Origin of the sequence: Bremerella sp. TYQ1, from assembly GCF_020150455.1 — a bacterium.
Classification (GTDB): Bacteria; Planctomycetota; Planctomycetia; order Pirellulales; family Pirellulaceae; genus Bremerella; species Bremerella volcania_A.
The window spans coordinates 6380459-6399612 of the sequence record NZ_CP083740.1 but is presented as its reverse complement, the minus strand read 5'-3'; the positions used below and the strand labels follow the sequence as shown (position 1 = coordinate 6399612).

Sequence of the window (19154 nt, the reverse complement as noted above, 5' to 3'; positions counted from 1 at the left end):
CGATTTCCCCCCGACACTTCGACGCTGTCCTGACCACCTGCGAGGAACAGAACCTTGTATCGCACACACACTTGCGGCGAATTACGAAAATCCGACATCGGCCAATCCGTTACCCTCGCGGGGTGGGTCGATTCGTACCGCGACCATGGCGGCGGACTTTTCGTCGACCTTCGCGACCGCTACGGCAAGACCCAGGTAGTTTTCAGCAGCGACAGCGGCGAGCAGACGCAAAAGCTTTCGCGAAGCCTCCGGAACGAAGACGTCATTCAAGTGATCGGCAAAGTCGATCCTCGCCCTGACGGCACGGTGAACCCCAAACTGATCACCGGCGAAATCGAAATCAAAGTCGAGAAGCTGACGGTCCTCAATAAGTGCAAGACGCCGCCGTTCTTCCCGAGCCAGCAAGACATGCCTGGTGAAGACTTGCGTCTGAAGCATCGTTACTTGGATCTTCGTCGCCAGCAAATGCAAGAGACCATGCTGCTGCGAAGCAAGATCATCAAGCTGATGCGAGACTACTTCGAAGAGCATCAGTTCATCGACGTCGAAACTCCGATCCTCGGCCGCAGCACGCCGGAAGGGGCTCGCGATTACCTCGTGCCCAGCCGAGTGCACCACGGCGAGTTCTATGCGTTGCCACAGTCGCCACAGCTGTACAAGCAGATCTTGATGATGGCTGGTTACGACCGCTACGTTCAAGTTGCTCGCTGCTTCCGCGACGAAGACCTTCGCGCCGACCGCCAACCAGAGTTCACGCAGTTGGACATGGAGATGGCGTTCTGCGAAATGGACGACATCATCGGTATCATCGATGGGCTCGTGCAGAAAGCTGCGAAGGAAGTGCTCGACATTCAAGTCGACGGTCCCCTGCCCCGCATGACCTACGACGAAGCGATGGAACGTTTCGGCCACGATGCTCCGGACCTTCGCTTCGGCATGGAGATTGTGGACGCGACCGACCTGGCAGCCGAAGCCGAATTCCGCGTCTTCAAAGCGGTTGCCGATGCTGGTAATCGCGTGCGAGGTATCTGTGCCAAGGGTGCTGCCGACAAGTACTCGCGTCGACTAATCGACGACATGACCTCGATGGTTCAGGATGACTTCGGTGCCAAGGGGCTGGCCTGGTTCAAAGTGGAAGCGGACGGAACGCTCAACTCGCCGATCGCCAAGAACTTCACCCCGGAACTGCTGGCGAAGTTCAAAGAACGCTTCGAGGCTGAGCCTGGCGACTTAATCCTAATTGTTGCCGACAAGTTCGAGGTGACTTGCAAGTCGCTTTACGGCCTGCGAAAGAAGCTAGGTGCGGAACTGAAACTGTACGATCCCGAAGCGATGCACTTCAGCTGGATTGTCGAGTTTCCGATGTTCGACTACGACGAAGAAGAAGGCCGCTGGGTTGCCATGCATCACCCATTCACCGCGCCTCGTCCGCAAGACATCGACTTGCTAGACAGCGATCCCGGCAAGTGCCGCGCGTTGGCCTACGACTTGGTAATCAACGGCAGCGAAGCTGGTGGTGGGACAATTCGTATCCACGACAATGCCACCCAGCAAAAAGTGTTTGGCCTGTTGGGCATGACCGAAGAAGACGCTAAAGAGCGTTTCGGCTTCCTGCTGGACGCCCTGCAATATGGTGCTCCACCGCATGGTGGGATCGCCCTGGGCATCGACCGCTGGGTGATGCTGTTTGGTCATCTGGACAACATTCGCGACTGCATCGCGTTCCCCAAAACCCAACGCGCGGCCGACCTCATGACCGAAGCCCCAAGCACGGTCGATCGCAAACAGTTGGAAGAACTCGCGATCAAAGTTCTGCGTTTGGACGAAGTGAAGAAGTAGTTCTTCAATCCTCCAGCTCAAACGTAAACACGTTCTCACCGCCGTCGACTACTTCGGCGGTGAGGCCGCTGGTTTCAGGTTTGGCGTACTTCTTGGGAACCAAATGGTTGGGGGCACCGCTCAGCGCTCGGTTCATCTCGTGAGTCATCCGGGAATATTCTTCGGGGCTCACAGACTCAGGATCAGGCAACGCCAGCACTTCTAGTTTGCGAATGGCCACGGTGTACGTTCCAGGAATGACGCCATCGCCAGGTTCGTACGTCCACAGCGTCACTTCTCCGTCGGCGTCTGTGTTACCAACGGCCCCTCGGATGTCTGCACCACCGAAAGTAACGGCGGCCCCTTCGACTGGTTTTCCTTGGTAGATCACGACTGCTTTTGCAGGAACGCGCTTGGGCAAGCCGGAATCGTCCGCAGCCGTACAGCCAGACGTGCCTACGATCAGAATCAAAATGAAAAGCTGATATCGAAGCATGAGTTCCACATCGGGGTAAGGAGTTTACAAAGAAGAATATGCTTCGCCGCCGTTGATCGAACCAAGAGCTCCCCACACACCGTAAGGACTTGGACCGGTGGTCGCTTCGACCGCAGTGGGATCGCCGGCATCGATTGTCTCTGGCACGAACTGAGTCGAACCATCCGCACGACCGCAGAGAACTCCGCCAGGATGAAAACTACTTGGCGTCCAAATCCCCCAACTTCCATCGTTATGAGCAATCGTGCAGCGAGGCGAGTTCGGAGGCAGTACGGTGCTAAAACCGGTAAAGAAAACGCGCCCTTCCGCCCAGCGACTTCCGGGAGCACGATGCACGTATGATTCCGCGGTTACCGGCACCGCAGCGTCGACTTCACCATTCACACCTCGCGCGGCCCAGCAATCGGCCGGACTGGAAGGGTTAGTGTTAATCCCAGGCGTAACGGCGACGTTCCCTTTCATCGTTCGCGTAATGTTGTTGGGACCCACAACTACTTCGCTGATGGCAAGCGTGTTACTCGTTCCATCAACAATGTCTCGAAACGCCAGATTGGTTTGCGTGACGAACAAGCCTCGCTTCGATGAACTGGTGTTATGGTTGTTACGAATGCTGTCGCCAACGCACAAATGGTAACTACGTGGCTTGCGTCCGGTGACATCGGCTCGCGAAGACCAATAGGGATCGGAAGGACAAAGAAGTTCGGGGATCAACGTATTTTGTTCGGCTGGATTCCAGTCGCCAGCTCCGAACGGTGTCGCCGCCCCGGAAGCTCGATTCCATACGGCCGTTTGTTCGATGTAAGGAAGCAGCGCCACGAAACCACTCGGGCGAGACGGCGCGGCCTGCATTTGTAACGCCGGAAATGCTCCGTGTGTGTCGTGATAGTTGTGCAGTGCCAATCCGACCTGCTTCATGCGGTTGGAACATTGCATGCGCCGCGCCGACTCTCGGGCCTGTTGCACGGCCGGAAGGAGCAAAGCAATCAGCACTCCGATAATTGCAATCACAACAAGTAATTCAACCAGTGTGAAACCAGCACGGCGCGCATGGCTATGGGAGAAGACATTCATGGCACACTCTCGTATTCCGGAGGAAGGGAAAAGGAAGGCAGAAACGACAGAGTTGTGAATCGAGGAGGAGGAGAAAACGGAGACAAAAGAAATCAAGTGAATTTATTGCGTTTGTTTGTGTATATTTCTTTTACGAAGACAGGTCAAGAAATTTATACCTATAAAAAGTTTCGTAGCTGACACCCTATATCACGCGGAATCATGACTTACGATCTGATATAACGAAGGGCTGTTTCACGTTGAATGCCGCAGGGAACGCGGTCTACCAGGTTACTTTTTAGACCCCCGGAGTTTGCATCTATGCGATGTCTTTCTGCTTCCCTTCTGACTCTGCTACTTCTTGCGTCGGTCGCTTCGGCCGAAGTGAAAACCGAAGTCATCGAATACCAAGTCGGCGACAAAACGTTCGACGGCTATCTCGCCTACGACGATTCCATCAAAGGCCCACGCCCCGGCGTGATTGTCTTTCATGAATGGTGGGGCCTGAACGATTACGCCAAGAAGCGAACCACAATGCTGGCCGAACTTGGCTACGTTGCGTTCGCCGCCGACATGTATGGCGACGGCCAGTTTGTTGATCATCCGAAAGATGCTGGCGCGATGGCGGGTAAAGTTCGAGCGAACGTCGACGAGTGGCAAAAACGGGCCACCGTCGCTTTGGACGTTTTGAAAAAGCAACCGCAGTGCAATCCAGATAAGATCGCTGCAATTGGCTACTGCTTTGGTGGGTCGACGGCACTGCAACTTGGCTACACGGGTGCCGACGTCGATGCGATTGCGACGTTCCATGCGGCTCTGCCAACTCCCAGCGAAGACCAAGCCGAAGCGATCGAAGCCAAGGTGCTTGTTTGCCACGGAGCCGACGACGGCTTTGTCTCTCAGGAATCGATCGACGCTTTCCAAGAGAAGCTCAAAGATGCCGAGGTCGATTTGAACTTTGTCGCATTCCCCGGCGCCGTTCATAGCTTCACCGTGGAAGACTCCGGCAAGCACAACAACCCTGGCATGCAGTACAACAAAGAAGCCGACGAAAAGTCGTGGGCCATGCTGCTTGATCTGCTGAACAAAGAACTGAAATAGCAACGCCGCAAAGAAAAAAGGACCGCCTACCTAGTGCGGTCCTTTTTTTGTTTCTTGGCGGACTAACGCCCCTCGAGATCGAAGTTGGCGACATTCTCTTTGCCAGACTCAACCGTGAATTTCAGTTCCGTACGAAGGTTGTATTTCGCCGGCAATGTTTCTTTCGACATGTTCGGAATCGCATCGCTCAGATAAGCTTTGACCATCTCATCGGTAACGTTTGGATTTTCGTTACCATTGGCAACCTCTTGCTTCTCGAGACGCTGCTTGGCTTGCGTCATTTGCTTTTCGGAATACTCCTGCGCTTTCGTTGTCACGATTCGCACGCGATGCTGACCGACTGCGGCCCCTTCAACATCTTCCTGCGGACACCGAAGCGAGAATTGCCCAGAGCTGTCGGTTTTTCCGTAGGAAGGCTTTCCACTCGAGTTCCCCGTGCTGTCGCCAATCGGCTCAAAGATGAGCTTTGCGTCGGCAAGGGGCTGACCGTCGAAGTTTACTATACCACTGACGGGCGCGTACGCTTCGCTTCCGCAGCCGCTAATCAACATCACCATCAAGCAGCCGAAGATGACAACCATCCCTTGAGATACGGCATGTCGAATTCTGACCGCGACAGAACTGGATGAGACATTCATGCTTTTCCCTAGTTCAGTTAGATACGAATAAATAAGAGCCAACGCTCCACGCAGAGAAGTGGAAACCGCAGAGCGTTTACGTTCATCGATCGACTGCGACTAGGCACCAGGAACGACTTCACTTCCCGAGATCGTAGCCAGGTTCCCCAACACGATTTGATCGATCGTTTCGGGAACGAAGCTGACGCTACCATCGACGCGGCCAAACTGAACACCGCCAGGGTGCATTGCCCCGAAGAATCGTTTGCACGCATCGGTCGAAACACCCAAGTCATTCGCCGTCGTCGCACAGACTTCGTAATCGGTGATACCGAAGGATGGCACCGGATAACCGACCGTGATCGACGACAACGCGTACGATGTATAGGTGTGTGCCCAGAACGTGCCACGCGTTGGATGGGTCGTGGTGTGTGCTTCACCGATCATCAACGTGTTGCTTGTACCGTCGGTCACTTCCCCGAAATAGGTTGGACGGCCGCCGTCCGACAGCGCCGGGAAAACCCCTTTGTCCTGAGAATTCGTGCCACCGAAGTGACGCGCATCGTCCCAGTATCGCGATCCATCCGAGCGGCCGGAGACTCCGCGGTAACTGCTCGATGCATAAACGCGGCTGCAACAAGTTCCCGATTCTGGCGTATGCAGCTGACCTGTGTCGATGTCGCTGGGGCAGTTGTAGGTGGCAATGGGTGTCTCGCGGACTTGGGCGTTGACCGACGAAAGCGAGTCCCGCGTCGAGTCGTACCGCTCAAACAGATTCTGTTGCTCGATGTAATTCAGAATCCCAATTCCCCAGCCCATGAAACCACGATCGCCGACCAGCCCGGTGTGGTTGTACTGACTCGATCCGATCGGGAACGAATTGTAGACATCGTGATAGGTGTGCGTGGCGAGCACGATCTGCTTGATGTGGTTGGAACATTGCATCCGCCGGGCTGCCTCGCGTGCTTGTTGCACCGCGGGAAGCAGCAAGGCAATCAGAACTCCAATAATGGCGATAACAACCAGAAGCTCGACTAACGTGAAACCGAAGCGCTTAGATGTCATATCCAACCTGCCTTTCAGATGAGAGTTGGAAATAAAAGACGAGATTTTTATCTGACACCTATCAGGTACAAATGTCAACACATCTTTGATCTTTTACAAAACCGGGGCCCGGAATTGTCGCAAAAGGATGACATTGCGGAAATCCTTGCCACTTTCCTACCAATAAGGATCATTTTTTCTCGCGGTTTTATCTCGACATGGGCTGTTGCAATGTAAGGTTTTACGCGAAACGGGGGTATCTAACGCTTCAATGCTGCGTCTGGTCCTTGCTGAAAACGCTTGAGCCAGCCGGCTAAAATTGCCCCTTGCATCGTCCCGGCCGCTTCGTATTCTGGGATGGTGGTTCCCCAGTAGAAACTGATGAGCCCGTCGGTGAACGGTCGCGTTTCGGCCAGAAACTGTTCCGCTTCTTCCTGAGAACATTTCAGCGGAAAGAATTCCTCGATCACCAACGGCTTGCCGATGTCGTAGACCTTAAGTGCGGCGATGGCTTTGTCGACTTTGCCTTTCTCGGGATAGAAATGAACGCTGACGAAATCGAGCGGACCGGCGACTTCTTCGCTGTAGAAAAGAGGCTTGGCATTGGGCCACACATGTGCCCAAGGAATGACGCCGACGGTAATCAGTGTTTGCTTGTCCTCGGCACGAATTGCGTCGGTAAGCTGCTTGACCCAAGCCGCGGCGATTTGCTTGTTGTCGCGCTGGGCAACGTCGTTGGTGATGCGTTGCACGAAATACTTTCCGCCTAGAGGCTTGCCAACTAGCCACTCGGTTGGATTTTCTCCCCCGCCAACCACTGGCTCGTTCATCAAGTCGTAGCAAAAGATGGCGGGGCTCCCGTTGCATGTCTTTGCAATCGCTTTCCAGAAGTTCGCTTGTACTTGCCAACGATCGGTTTCGTTCATCGCGTCGTACCAGGCCGGCACATCTTGCTTGTGGTAACACCCTAGCCCGGTCAGGTTCAAATACAGCTGCTTCTTCTCGGCCAGCTCGATTAACTTGGCCAACTGCTGTAGGTTCGTTTCGTTCGGCTGATCGGCCGTCTTCATGAATCTGGCCAGCTGCAGGTGGACGCGAATGACGTTCGCCCCCAAGGCTTTGATCTCGTCGAAATCTTCGTCGATCACATCCCACTGATCGTGCCAATAATCTTCGATCAAGTTCCCGTCGCGGTCGTGATCGTAGTTAACGCCCCAAACATAGAACGGTTCGTCCGAACCCCCTTGGCGAAAGTCTTTGCCATCGGGCGAAAGCGTTACCTTAGCAAGCGGCCGATTCGCCATGGCGATCGCTGGAAAGATGAATAACACAAGCAGTAAAGCGAAGCAGGTTTTCATGTTGGGGCTCCATGAAAGGCGTTTGCTTGAAAGAAAAGCAGACTCATTCGCAATTGTTGTGTTTTTCCTGCACAGTTGTCTAGCAATATTTTTCCGGGGATCAAAACCCTCGTAAAAATGAACGTTTTACGACGTGTGTTATAATCCCGTCTCTCGCTCAGCAAGCTGCAATGGCGAATCGGGACGCGCAAACTTCGCGCAGACTTTGTCAATACTTTGCGAACACTTACCCCCAGCAGAGCTACCCCGGAACAATCTCTTTCGCACTCCCCAGCAGACTTCGGCATTCCCCCGAATCGCCTTCAAGCAGACGCTACCCGGGTCGACGCAAAGAGCCCATTTACCCGGTTGGGGCTGAAGGGGATGCTTAGCCACAGAGGGCACAGAGATCACCGAGGGAAGAAACATAAAGCAGATTCCCTCTCCGGCAAACGGGTAGCCCATGGTTGCTTGCAACCTGGGGAGCACAGCGAATGGAGGTCTTTCTATTGGGTTGCCCACACACGAAGACCTCGATTCGGCTTCGCCTCCCCAGTTTGCAAGCAAACCGGGCTACCCAATTATTAAAACCCATCCTCAGTTTATCATTTCTTCCCCCTCGGTGATCTCTGTGCCCTCTGTGGCTAAACTTCTTCCCCTGGCACCTTCGATGGAATCGATATAATGGCCAGGATGAATGATGCTTCTGTCCTACCTCCGTTTTCCATTTTGTACGAAAAAGGCCCCTGCATCTGTGTGCAGAAGCCGGCCGGGCTGCTGACTCAGGCACCTCCGGGAATCGACAACTTGGAACTCCAGCTTCGCGACTTCATCAAGCAACGCGAGCAAAAGAGTGGCAAGATTTACCTGGCGATCATTCATCGGCTCGATCGACCGGTCTCTGGGGCAATTGTTTTTTGCCGCAACGTCCGTGCGGCTCAGCGGCTGGCGGCCCAGTTCAGGGAACGCGCTGTCCGGAAAACCTATTGGGCAATCGTCGAAGGGCGAGTTCCCGACGGGGCCGGGGAATGGACCGACCATGTGCGGAAAATTCCGGATGTTGCCCAGGGGGAAGTCGTTGAAGCGGACGCCGAAGGCGCGAAAGTTGCCGAGCTCCATTTTCAAGTGCTCGCGCAGAATGAAACGCATAGTTTGCTCGAGATCGAACTCGGTACTGGCCGGTACCATCAAATTCGCCTGCAATGTTCGCAGCGGGGATTCCCAATTTTAGGGGACAACTTATACCAAGCGGGTGAAGCGTTCGGGCCTAAGGTGGAAGACATGCGGCGTCGGCATATCGCCCTGCATGCGCGGCAATTGCAGTTTCGTCACCCGATGGTCGACGAGATGGTGGACGTTACCGCGCCACTGCCGGCAGCATGGGAGGAGTCCGCTGTCTGGCAATCGCTTAAGCAGCAGTTGAACCACGAGGTACAAGCATGATTCGTCGTTACCGTATCGGCTGGCTTTATACGATGCGTGGAACTCCAATTCCTGATGCGACGCTCACCGTTGAAGACCACCGGATTGTCGTTATCGAGGAAACAGGGATCTGGAACGATGCGGTCGATCTTCGTGATTGGGCCGTACTGCCTGCTTTGATCAACGCGCACACGCATCTTGAATTCAGCAATTTGCATCAACCGCTGGGAACGGCTGGCATGCCGTTTCCGCAGTGGATTGCTGAGGTCATTCGTTACCGCCAAGGTTTCGGCGAGAACCTGGCCGTCGAAAAAGCTCAAGCGATTCGCAGCGGTTTGAAGCAATCGGCCGAGCATGGTGTTGGTGTCGTTGGCGAGATTGCCACGTTGCCGCTCATGGAAGCGGCCTACGATCGGCCAGACGTGCATGTCGTTTCGCTGTTGGAAGTGTTAGGTCTCGATCCAGCGGTCACCGCCGAACGTCTCGCTCAGGCAAAGGATCATGCGAACTACCCTTGGTCGCATCGCAACGTTTCGACAGGACTCAGTCCGCACGCGCCATATTCGATACGAACCGACATGATCGATCGCTGCGTCGAGTTGTCTCGTGAGCAGCAGCTTCCCCTGGTGATGCATTTAGCGGAATCGCTGGAAGAGCTTGAGCTTCTCGAGAAAGGAACAGGGCCGTTTCGATTGATCTTGGAGAACATGGGCCTGTTCGACGAGGCTGACTTCCCCGGCGGCAAAGGGGCGAGCGACTATATCCAACAGCTTTCAACAGCCTTCCGGGCAATGGTCGTGCATGGCAACTACCTGACCGACGCCGACATTGGCTTGCTCAAGCAGCACGCGGAATCGATGAGCGTTTGTTATTGCCCGCGGACGCACGCCTATTTCCAGCACGATCGCCATCCGCTTGAAAAGCTGTTGGCTGCTGGCATTCGAGTCGTGCTAGGGACCGACTCGCGGTCGTCCAATCCTGATCTCGGGGTCTGGGGAGAAGTGCAAGCGGTCAGCGAGACTTTCCCCAATGTTCCGGCCGAGCAGCTTTTGCCGATGGTGACTAGGGACGCCGCATTTGCGTTAGGTTTGGAAAACGAGTTCGGCACCATCCAGCCAGGTCGCCGCGCCATGGTATCGGCGTTTCCGGTCGGAGCCGAATGTCCCGATGTGCTGACCGCCATGCTTGCCGGCCAGCCGAGGCTTTGGAACTTGGGCGAAGGCTTAACGCAGCTCGACGTGGCCACTGCCTGATTTGACTTTGCCGATCTCGAAGACATCGCAGCCAGATTCGCCGAGCATTTTTTGCACGCTGGCTGCATAGTAGCTGCTGACGACGACGACCAGGCCGATCCCCATGTTGAAGACGCGGCCCATCTCTTCCTCTTCGATTTCGCCGAGTTCCTGAATCCAGGGGAAGACAGGTAGCTGTGGCCAGCTTCCCTTTTTGATCTCGACGTCGACATTCTTCGGCAAGATCCGTTCCAAGTTTTCCTGCAAGCCGCCGCCGGTGATGTGGGCGATGCCATGGACGACGTTCTTGATCTTGTAATGCGAAAGAACGTTGCGAATTGGCTGAACGTAAATCTTCGTTGGCGTCAGCAGTGTTTCGCCGACGGTTGCCCCGAGTGCTTCAATATGATCGTCCAGCTTCAGCCCGGCGATCTCGAAGACGACCTTGCGGACGAGGCTAAACCCGTTGGAGTGGATCCCGCTGGAGGAAATCCCGAGCACCACGTCTCCGTCGGCAATTGCTTTGCCATCGATCAAATGCTTACGATCGGCCACGCCGACGCAAAAGCCTGCCATGTCGTAATCGCCCACCTTATAAAGGTCAGGCATGATGGCCGTTTCGCCACCAATCAGTGCCGAGTCGCTTTCGACGCAGCCATTGGTGATACCCGTTACCAGCTGTTCCAGCAGTTCCGGATCGTCTTTCCCCATGGCGATATAGTCGAGAAAGAAGAGCGGTTCGGCCCCACAGCAGATTGCATCGTTCACGCACATGGCGACTAAGTCGATGCCGACGGTATCGTGCTTGCCGCTATCGATGGCCAGCTTGATCTTCGTACCGACACCATCGGTGCAAGAGATCAGGACAGGGTCTTCGTATTTCCGCTTGAACAGGGCGTTGTCGAAGTCGAGCTTAAATAGCCCGGCGAAACCGCCGTCCAACTGCATCACGCGAGGCGAAAAAGTCCGCTTAACCAACCGTGGAAGACGGGACATCGATTCTGCATACACGTCGAGATCGACGCCGGCATCTTTATAGGTGGCTTTTGCCATTACTTACTTCTATCGGGGCGGAAGGTTAGCAAACAGAGACCAAGATTTTCGAACCCACCGCCCAAGTTGTCAACGCACCTAATACCAAGCCCAAAGATGTGGCTAGGCGCACGTCTCTACAAGATAGGGATGTTCCGCTGGCGATGCCGGATGGTTGCCGTTGTCTTCGCTACCTGGCCAAGTTTCCGCTGAATCGCTGGCGTTTGCCTCAGAAGACGTAGGCATCTTACAACAAGTCACGAAAAACGTTCGGGGGGGATGCTCGCTCAGGTTTTGGGCAGAATTGCCTGGGGCTCTAGCATCTACGGAGGGAACTGTGTTCAAATGCGGGGGTCGGCATGGTTAAAATAAACCGGCAAAATCGGTGAAATGGGAAATTTGCTCCTAGGCGGAAGCAGGCTTTCCATTCTTTTGGCCCAATGATTGCGGTTACTGTGGGCCGACTGGGGGGACCGAAAACGGGACGGCACTCCGTTCCCGTACAAGCGCACGCGGCAGGTAGAAATCCTTCGAATCAGCAAACTCCACGCAGGACCTACGCCTTAGCCCTAAGCTATTATTTCGCCAGACGATGCATCACGTGTTTTGAAGAAAAAAAATTGGTTTTAGGAGGGGCGTCTTCTCCGGTCTGCCGCGAATTGGGTGGTAGTGTTTCAGCACACTCATTCAATCGAGGTCTTAGGAGGTTAGATCGGGACAGTCGCCTATGCTTATGGTTCATCCGCATCCGGAGCTGCAATTTAGTCATGTGCTTCCTTATGGAGCAATTCTGCACGAACGCGGCGTACGGTTTGTTGTATTCAGCCGATCCGCCACGGCGATGCGACTATTGCTATACAACAACGTCGATGATCGCGAACCAAGCGAAATCATCGACTTCGACCGCGAGACCGATCGCTGGGGAGATATCTGGAGTATCTTCATCCCCGGACTATCGGCCGGTCAGCTATATCACTTTCAAGCCGAAGGCCCATACAACCCCGACGAAGGCATGCTCTTCGACGGTCGTGCCCGGCTGATCGATCCTTACGCGAAAGCCTTGGCTGGAACTTTCCAGTCGGCCGACGACGGGATCATTCGCCCACCCAAGTGCGTGGTCGTTGACGAAAGCTTCAACTGGGAAGGGGATCGCCATTTAAAGCGAGACCTGAGCGAGACGATCATCTATGAGATGCACGTCAAAGGTTTCACGGCGCACGAATCGAGCGACGTGGAACACCCAGGCACCTATCGTGGTGTGATCGAGAAAATTCCGTATCTCAAGTCCCTGGGCGTGACCGCGGTCGAGCTGATGCCGATCCACGAGTTCCCGATCATGGACATGGTGACCGGAAAAACGCCGACGCGAGGCAACTATTGGGGTTACGACTCCATGGCGTTCTTCGCGCCGCATCGTGGCTATGCCGCCAGCAAAACGCCTGGCGGTCAGGTCCGCGAATTCAAAGAGATGGTCAAAGCCCTTCACCAGGCCGGCATCGAGGTGATCCTCGACGTGGTTTACAACCATACCTGTGAAGGGAACGAAAAAGGCCCGATCCTCAGCTTCAAGGGGCTCGAGAACCAGGTCTATTACATGTTGGCCAACGGTGGCCGCGAGTATAAGAACTACTCCGGTTGCGGTAATACGGTCAACGGTAACCATCCGATCGTTCGCGAAATGATCTTTAACAGTTTGCGTCACTGGGTGCACAACTACCACGTCGACGGCTTCCGTTTCGATCTCGCATCGATTCTCAGCCGTGACCGAAATGGTAACCTGGTCGCAAATCCACCATTGGTCGAAGCGATTGCTGAAGACCCGATGTTGGCCGATACCAAGATCATCGCCGAAGCTTGGGACGCCGCGGGCGCCTATCAGGTCGGTTCGTTCGCCAACTTGCGTTGGGCCGAATGGAACGGTCGATACCGCGACGATATCCGTAGCTTCTGGAAAGGCGAGCCGCACAAGCTGGGGGCGTTGGCCACTCGCTTGGCTGGTTCGAGCGACCTTTACCAGGCCGGCGGACGTCAGCCGTATCACAGTATTAACTTCATCACGTCGCACGACGGTTTCCCGATGAACGACTTAGTGTCGTACAACCATAAGCACAACGAGGCTAATGGCGAAGGAAACCGCGACGGAGATAACCACAACCTGAGTTACAACTATGGTGTGGAAGGCCCCACGAAACGGGCCAGCATCGAGAAGATCCGTAACCAGCAGATCAAGAACATGTTCTGCACGCTGTTGCTCTCGCAAGGTGTGCCGATGGTTCTGATGGGTGACGAAGTTCGTCGTACGCAGCATGGCAACAACAACGCCTACTGCCAAGACAACGAAATTTCGTGGCTCGACTGGAAACTGGTCAAAAAGAACGACGAGATGCGACGCTTCGTGCGTGCACTGATCGCCTTCCGCCGCGACCAGCCAACGGTTCGTCAGAAGCACTTCCTGGGTGGCTTCCCCACCGGGCGACGTGGCCTGTACGACGTGAACTGGTACAACAATCTCGGCACAGCCGTCGATTGGGACAGCGGCGACTCGATGCTTTCCTGCCTGTTGGCAGCACCAAGCAAAGAGAACGACCCGGAAGCGATCGGACGCGATGTGTTGCTGTTGATGAATGGTAGTGCTTCGCCGCAACAGTTCATCTTGCCCCCAGTGGCCAAGGGAACGAGCTGGCGAATGTTCGTCGACACGGCTGCCACCTCGCCGAGCGACGTCTACCCCGATCTCAACGGCCCACGCCCACCAGCGGCCGGTAAGTTCGTGATGCCAGAACGGAGCGTGCGAATCTACGTGGCCTCACGTTAATCGCTCGCCCACAAGATAAAACCAACCTAAAATGGCGGCTTGAAAACAAGCCGCCATTTTTCTTTTCGAATGCGTGGTCGGAAAGAAGTTTAGCCACATAGGGCACAGAGATCACCGAGGAGAGGAAGCCTAGCCACGGAACCGTCTTGTTCGGGTAACCCACGGTTGTTTGCAACCTGGGGAGGCGAAGCTGAATCGAGGTCCTTGGGTCGCGGCAAAGCAAACGAATAACGCAACGGTTACGGACGATGAAAACGAACTGCCCTATCAATATTTGAGGTGTCAGAATGAACGGTCGTAAGCCTCTCGTGCAGTTTTCTATCGCGGAACTGGTTACCGTACTGACGATAGGGTGCCTTGTCGTGGGGGCGATGTGGGCACACGAGATTGTTTCGAACTTGGCACTGCTGGTGGCTATGGGAATTGTTATTGGCAATCTGATCGTGATCGCCGTAGCGAGAAACCAACCGCGGACGTTTGCGATCGGCTTCACTTTAGCAGCGTTTAGTTACGCTGTTTTGTCTTTGATTGTTGAACATCGAATTGGAGAAACGTCCGAGTTTCGTCTTGATCGAGAGCTTCCCACTACGAAATTATGGATGGAACTGAGGGAGCCGATTACCCGCGAGTATTTTTACTTGGACGACAAGTTAATCCCAGAATCTAGGAAACCAACCTTCTTGGAGGACGGTAGAACCGTCGTCGACAAGGACGGAACGAAGCTTGGCAGAGTTTCGTCACTTGGGGGATCCAAGCTCAAGATAAAGGAATCACCCTCCGGTACAATGTTTATACGAACTGGATTTGTTGTGTGGACACTCCTGCTGGGCTACCTCGGCGGCAAATTCGCCGTCGGATTCCGCCGCTATCAAGACCGCCAATCCATTGAGCCCAAGCCCCAAGATTCCTCCAACCTTTCGTAGGATGGCTGCGCCTTCCGAGTCGATAGCCATCGCTTGCCACCCTATGGGAACGAATCGTGACGACGCCTTTGGTTCTGCTTTCTCCTCGGTGAGATCTCTGTGCCCTCTGTGACTAAACCTCTTCCCAAACAACGTTCCCAAGAAAAGAACAACGCCAGGCAGGTTGCCTGGCGTTGTCGCGTTTTTGACTGAGCGAGTAAGTCGCTTAGACTTTGCCTTCGGCGGGGACTTCAAAGCCTTTGCGGTATTCGCGGCTGAGGTATTGGTCGGCTTTGTCGTTGTTGATGAACGTTTCGCTCTTCGGATCGAACGACAACATTGGGCCGAGCTGGACACCTTCCTGATCGATATTCACTTTGTTGTCGCGAAGATGATCTTGAACGCGTGCCATCGTTGCACGGACGTCTTCGGTCGTCTTGATCGCTTCCATTCGTTCCAGGCATTCGTCTGGAGAAACATGGTCGCCCATCTGGTACGAAATCAGCCCGGTGTGACACAACGCGCTTGAAAGGTGACCTTCCAGAATGTCGCCGTTGAGGTGATTCACATCTCGGCTGCGAACGGCCTGAACGAAATTGTCGTAGTGGTTTTGATCGCCACCACCACTGAAGTCGCGGATCTTGTTGCCATCTTTATCGAAGGCGGAACCGGAGTGATACGTGGTCATCACGACGTAGCCATCGGTACCTTCGAAGATGACACCGATCTTCGAGCCCTTGTAGCTGACGCTGCTGGTCTTCAGCTTCTTGTCGTAAACCAAGCCACGGACCTCGAACACGAGCGACTTATCGCCGTAATCGTGCACAACCACTTGGGTGTTTGGCGTGGTGCCGGCATCTTCATAACCGAAGCGACCGCCGTAGCTGATGACCGCATTGCTCAGTTGATTGGCGTTGAGGCCCCAACGAGCGAGGTCCATCTGGTGGATCCCCTGGTTGCCCAAGTCACCGTTGCCGAACGGCATTTGCCAATGCCAGTCGTAATGGAACTGAGGACGCGTGACGTCTTGCATTTGAGCTGGGCCGAGCCACAAGCTGTAGTCAACCGTCTTGGGCGGTTGGTACTTACCCTTCGGGCCGATGCTTTTGCGCGGCTTGTAACACAAACCGCGTGCAACTTTGACGTCGCCGATCTTGCCACTGTGCACAAAGTTGATCGCTTCGATCATGCCTGGGTTCGAGCGACTTTGAGTACCTGCCTGGCAAATACGATCGTACTTGCGAGCCGCTTCGACGACGCGACGGCCTTCGCTAACGTTATGGCTGACAGGCTTTTCGACGTAGACGTCTTTGCCGGCTTGCAGCGCCCAGATCGCTTGCAGCGAGTGCAGGTGGTTCGGCGTCGCGATGCTGACGATATCGACCGATGGATCGTCGAGCACTTTGCGGAGGTCGGTCTCGAACTTTGGCTTGTGGCCATCCTGACGCTTGGCGACCCCTTCCACTTTGCTTTCATGGAACTTCGAGTCGACGTCGCACAGGTGGGTGATGATGATGTCGTCGCGATTGGTGAAACCGCCGATGTGGGCGTTACCTCGGCCGTTCAAACCGACCACGGCCACATGCAGCTTTTCGTTAGGGCTCTTGCTTTGCTTTTCAGCGGCGAGCAACGAAGTCGGCGCCGCAAACGCAGCAGCAGCCGCGGCGGCGAACATGGAATCTTCAAGGAACTCGCGGCGAGTCTTGCGAATCGTCATGGCATCTGCCTTTGTGTTGAAAAAGAGTTGATGGGCGGTGGGAGGGAGGGAACTACCAGGGGCACTCGTCGGACCGACCCAATTCAAGACGCAGATCTGCGTTGCAATTCGTAGGTATGAGCCGAAAAGAGATGTCTCTGAAGCCGCTTTAAAGATAACTAAACTTAGAAATCCTGACAACTATTTCGGCCCTGACAGAGGGTGATCATCACAGCTTTCCGAAACCGCGAATCCGACTAACCCGAATTCTCCTTACTGACCGGCAGGCATGACCCACAACGATTGCCGGCGGAAGCGGTCGAAAACAGGCTCCAAAAGCCTTGCAAATGCCTTGATAGATGTCGTGCCAAGCAAGGGCGAATGACTCGACGATTATCGGGCTCAAACCAGTTTTTGATAAATCAAAACTACGACGAGATTTTGACGCGTCAAAACTATCCAAATTTCGCCACGGCCCAGTCGGCCAGAGAAGGCCACAAACGATCCAAAAGAACCATCGCGTAGCCTGTCTTACTGGGGATAATTTCATGCTTTCCAGCACGGATCGCACGGAGCGTTAGCTTGGCGATATTTTGGGGCGTGCGAGCGAACTTTCCGACCGCTGGCTCCTTGCCCCGCTTCTCGATCACCGAGGCCGAAAACTCACTGCTTGTCGTGCTCGGACTGACCAAGATGACGTCTATTTCTTTGGTCGACAGTTCGGCCCGCAACGCATCACTAAAACCATGCAAAGCGAACTTGCTAGCACAGTACTCGCTCTTGCCAGGAACGGCCCGATGAGCGAGGACCGAAGAGATATTACAGATGGCCGGCGTGCACCCTTTTTCGAGCATCGGCAGGCAGATTCTCGTGAGCTCGACCGGGGCGAAAAAGTTGACCTCCATCAGCTGCCGAAGTCGTTCCGGGGACGCATCTTCAAAGCCCCCATACGCCCCGATGCCGGCATTATTCACCAACACATCGAGCCCCTGAAACGAACGCTGCGCCTTCTCGCGAAGGCGCTCGCGGTGACCTGAATCCGTGATATCGCCGGCCAGATAATCGGCGTCAGCCCCCTTCGCGTGAACGACCTCGAGAAGCTCTTCCAGCCGCTCTTCACGCCGCGCCGTTAACAGCAGTTTCGCGCCAGCTTCTGCTGCCTGAACCGCCAAGGCGCGACCAATCCCCGACGACGCGCCGGTCACCAACATCCGCAATCCATCAAGCTTTCGCCGCATCAGGCAACATCCCCGACAGTGTCGGAGTTTTCCTGATCAGATACAGGGTCGTAAGGACGAATCACGGCGTCCGGATTCTGGTTCTCGATACGCCCCAAATGCGCCGTCGGAATGCGGCAATGCACGAATAACTTCTCATTGCCATAACGCTTGGAAACAACCTCGCCGTGGGTCGCCAAATAGGCAACCAACTTGCCGTTGTCGACGTTCGCTTCGATCTCGACATCCGAGAACGATTTGCTCAGAGCGTCACTCACGGCGATGGCCAGTTTATCGAGCCCTTCGCGCGAAACGGCACTGACAGGAACCGACCCTGGATAGCGGCTTTGCAGCTGCTCTAATCGCCGAGCATCTTCGATCCGATCGACTTTATTCAGCACAAGAAGCGTGTTCTTCTGCTCGATGCCGATTTCCTCTAAAACGTCGTAAACCGCGGCAATTTGCTGCTCTGCCTCAGGGTTACTTGCGTCGGCAACATGCAGCAGAAGATCGGCCTGATTGGCTTCTTCCAGCGTCGCTTTAAAGGAAGCGATCAAACGGTGCGGCAGATCACGGATAAAACCGACCGTATCGCTCAACAAAACCGGCCCCCAATGCGGCAAACGCCACCGCCGAGTCCGCGTGTCGAGCGTAGCGAAAAGCATGTCAGCTGAAAGAACCTGGGCTGACGTCAACGAATTCATCAGCGTACTTTTGCCGGCGTTGGTATAGCCGACCAGGCTGATGGTCATCGACTCTTTTCGAGCGGCCACTTCGCGCTCGCGACGCTTGGCAACTTTGTCCAAATCGTCCTTCAAATCGCGAATGCGTTTCTCGACCAACCGGCGGTCGACTTCCAACTGCTTTTCCCCAGGGCCACGCATCCCGACGCCCATCTTGATACGGTCCAAGTGAGACCACATTCGCTTCAATCGAGGGAGCGAATATTCAAGCTGAGCGAGTTCAACCGCCAGACGCGATTCGAGCGTCTGGGCATGGGTCGCGAAGATATCGAGAATAAGCTCGGTGCGGTCGATCACCTTGCGCTTCGTTTCGCGTTCCAAGTTGCGAGTCTGACCTGGGGAAAGCTCGTTGTCGAAGATAATGACATCCGCTTCCGAAGCTTCGGCGCAGAGCGTCAATTCTTCAATCTTCCCTTTCCCTAGATAAGAGCCAGGATCTGGCTTGTCTCGCTTTTGGGTCAGCTTTCCAACCACCGTCGTTCCTGCCGTCGTCGCGAGGCCGTCCAATTCTTCGAGCGGGTCGTCCGAGTACTGGACCGAGGGATCCAACAATTTGACCAGAATGGCATTTTCCTGAGCGACGCTCTGTTTACGATCTCGTTCTGTCACAAGCGGTGCCTGCTTTTCCTTTC

Annotated in this window: 15 protein-coding genes; 6 read left to right on the top strand and 9 right to left on the bottom strand. The window is 54.8% G+C overall.

Translation table 11 applies throughout. From position 1 onward, the window contains the following. Window positions 1–54 precede the first annotated feature (54 nt). Window positions 55–1839, top strand: a complete 1785-nt coding sequence (aspS, locus tag LA756_RS26055) for an aspartate--tRNA ligase (protein ID WP_224437645.1) — start codon at window positions 55–57, stop codon at window positions 1837–1839. Between the two features lie 4 nt (window positions 1840–1843). Here aspS and LA756_RS26050 read toward each other — a convergent pair whose 3' ends face one another. Continuing rightward, window positions 1844–2314, bottom strand: a complete 471-nt coding sequence (locus tag LA756_RS26050; protein ID WP_224437644.1) for a carboxypeptidase-like regulatory domain-containing protein — start codon at window positions 2312–2314, stop codon at window positions 1844–1846. 24 nt (window positions 2315–2338) lie between these two features. Beyond that, on the bottom strand, window positions 2339–3385 hold the full coding sequence (locus LA756_RS26045; RefSeq protein WP_224437643.1) for a DUF1559 domain-containing protein: 1047 nt from the start codon (window positions 3383–3385) through the stop codon (window positions 2339–2341). A gap of 300 nt (window positions 3386–3685) precedes the next feature. Between LA756_RS26045 and LA756_RS26040 the strand changes: the two genes are divergently transcribed. Continuing rightward, window positions 3686–4465, top strand: coding sequence for a dienelactone hydrolase family protein (locus LA756_RS26040; protein ID WP_224437642.1), 780 nt, complete (start codon window positions 3686–3688; stop codon window positions 4463–4465). Window positions 4466–4527: 62 nt separating this feature from the next. Here LA756_RS26040 and LA756_RS26035 read toward each other — a convergent pair whose 3' ends face one another. The 3 genes from LA756_RS26035 to LA756_RS26025 all read right to left on the bottom strand — a co-directional run bounded on the left by LA756_RS26035 (window position 4528) and on the right by LA756_RS26025 (window position 7484). Beyond that, on the bottom strand, window positions 4528–5103 hold the full coding sequence (locus LA756_RS26035) for a DUF4198 domain-containing protein (protein ID WP_224437641.1): 576 nt from the start codon (window positions 5101–5103) through the stop codon (window positions 4528–4530). A 99-nt stretch (window positions 5104–5202) separates the two neighbouring features. Continuing rightward, the gene (locus tag LA756_RS26030) at window positions 5203–6147 is read right to left on the bottom strand and encodes a DUF1559 domain-containing protein (RefSeq protein WP_224437640.1); all 945 of its coding nucleotides are present in this window, start codon (window positions 6145–6147) and stop codon (window positions 5203–5205) included. Window positions 6148–6386: 239 nt separating this feature from the next. Continuing rightward, window positions 6387–7484 carry a cellulase family glycosylhydrolase gene (locus tag LA756_RS26025; RefSeq protein ID WP_224437639.1) on the bottom strand — a complete coding sequence of 366 codons (1098 nt, stop codon included), beginning with the start codon at window positions 7482–7484 and terminating at the stop codon, window positions 6387–6389. Between the two features lie 663 nt (window positions 7485–8147). Here LA756_RS26025 and LA756_RS26020 point away from each other — a divergent pair. Together LA756_RS26020 and LA756_RS26015 are read left to right on the top strand one after the other, a co-directional pair. Continuing rightward, complete coding sequence (locus tag LA756_RS26020; RefSeq protein ID WP_224437638.1) at window positions 8148–8906, top strand: RluA family pseudouridine synthase; 759 nt, start codon at window positions 8148–8150, stop codon at window positions 8904–8906. Beyond that, a complete protein-coding gene (locus LA756_RS26015) occupies window positions 8903–10138 on the top strand; it encodes an amidohydrolase family protein (RefSeq protein ID WP_224437637.1) in 1236 nt (411 codons plus the stop codon). Before LA756_RS26020 ends, LA756_RS26015 begins: the two co-directional genes overlap by 4 nt. On the opposite strand, the gene purM is transcribed toward LA756_RS26015, so the two are convergent. Continuing rightward, window positions 10109–11170 (bottom strand): phosphoribosylformylglycinamidine cyclo-ligase, encoded by a 1062-nt coding sequence (purM, locus tag LA756_RS26010; RefSeq protein ID WP_224437636.1) that lies wholly within the window; start codon window positions 11168–11170, stop codon window positions 10109–10111. The genes LA756_RS26015 and purM overlap by 30 nt on opposite strands. 706 nt (window positions 11171–11876) lie before the next feature. Here purM and glgX point away from each other — a divergent pair. Both glgX and LA756_RS26000 read left to right on the top strand, forming a co-directional pair. Continuing rightward, window positions 11877–13964: a glycogen debranching protein GlgX gene (gene glgX / locus LA756_RS26005; RefSeq protein WP_224437635.1), complete on the top strand. Its 2088-nt coding sequence runs from the start codon at window positions 11877–11879 to the stop codon at window positions 13962–13964. A gap of 287 nt (window positions 13965–14251) precedes the next feature. Then, window positions 14252–14887 carry a hypothetical protein gene (locus LA756_RS26000; protein ID WP_224437634.1) on the top strand — a complete coding sequence of 212 codons (636 nt, stop codon included), beginning with the start codon at window positions 14252–14254 and terminating at the stop codon, window positions 14885–14887. 205 nt (window positions 14888–15092) lie between these two features. On the opposite strand, the gene LA756_RS25995 is transcribed toward LA756_RS26000, so the two are convergent. The 3 genes from LA756_RS25995 to hflX form a co-directional block, all read right to left on the bottom strand. Next, entirely contained in the window at window positions 15093–16583 is a 1491-nt protein-coding gene (locus tag LA756_RS25995; RefSeq protein WP_224437633.1) for a Gfo/Idh/MocA family protein, read from the bottom strand. 434 nt (window positions 16584–17017) lie between these two features. Further along, window positions 17018–17800, bottom strand: a complete 783-nt coding sequence (locus tag LA756_RS25990) for an SDR family oxidoreductase (protein WP_224437632.1) — start codon at window positions 17798–17800, stop codon at window positions 17018–17020. Continuing rightward, window positions 17800–19131: a GTPase HflX gene (gene hflX / locus LA756_RS25985; protein WP_224437631.1), complete on the bottom strand. Its 1332-nt coding sequence runs from the start codon at window positions 19129–19131 to the stop codon at window positions 17800–17802. The genes LA756_RS25990 and hflX overlap by 1 nt, the downstream gene beginning before the upstream one ends. Window positions 19132–19154: the final 23 nt, after the last annotated feature.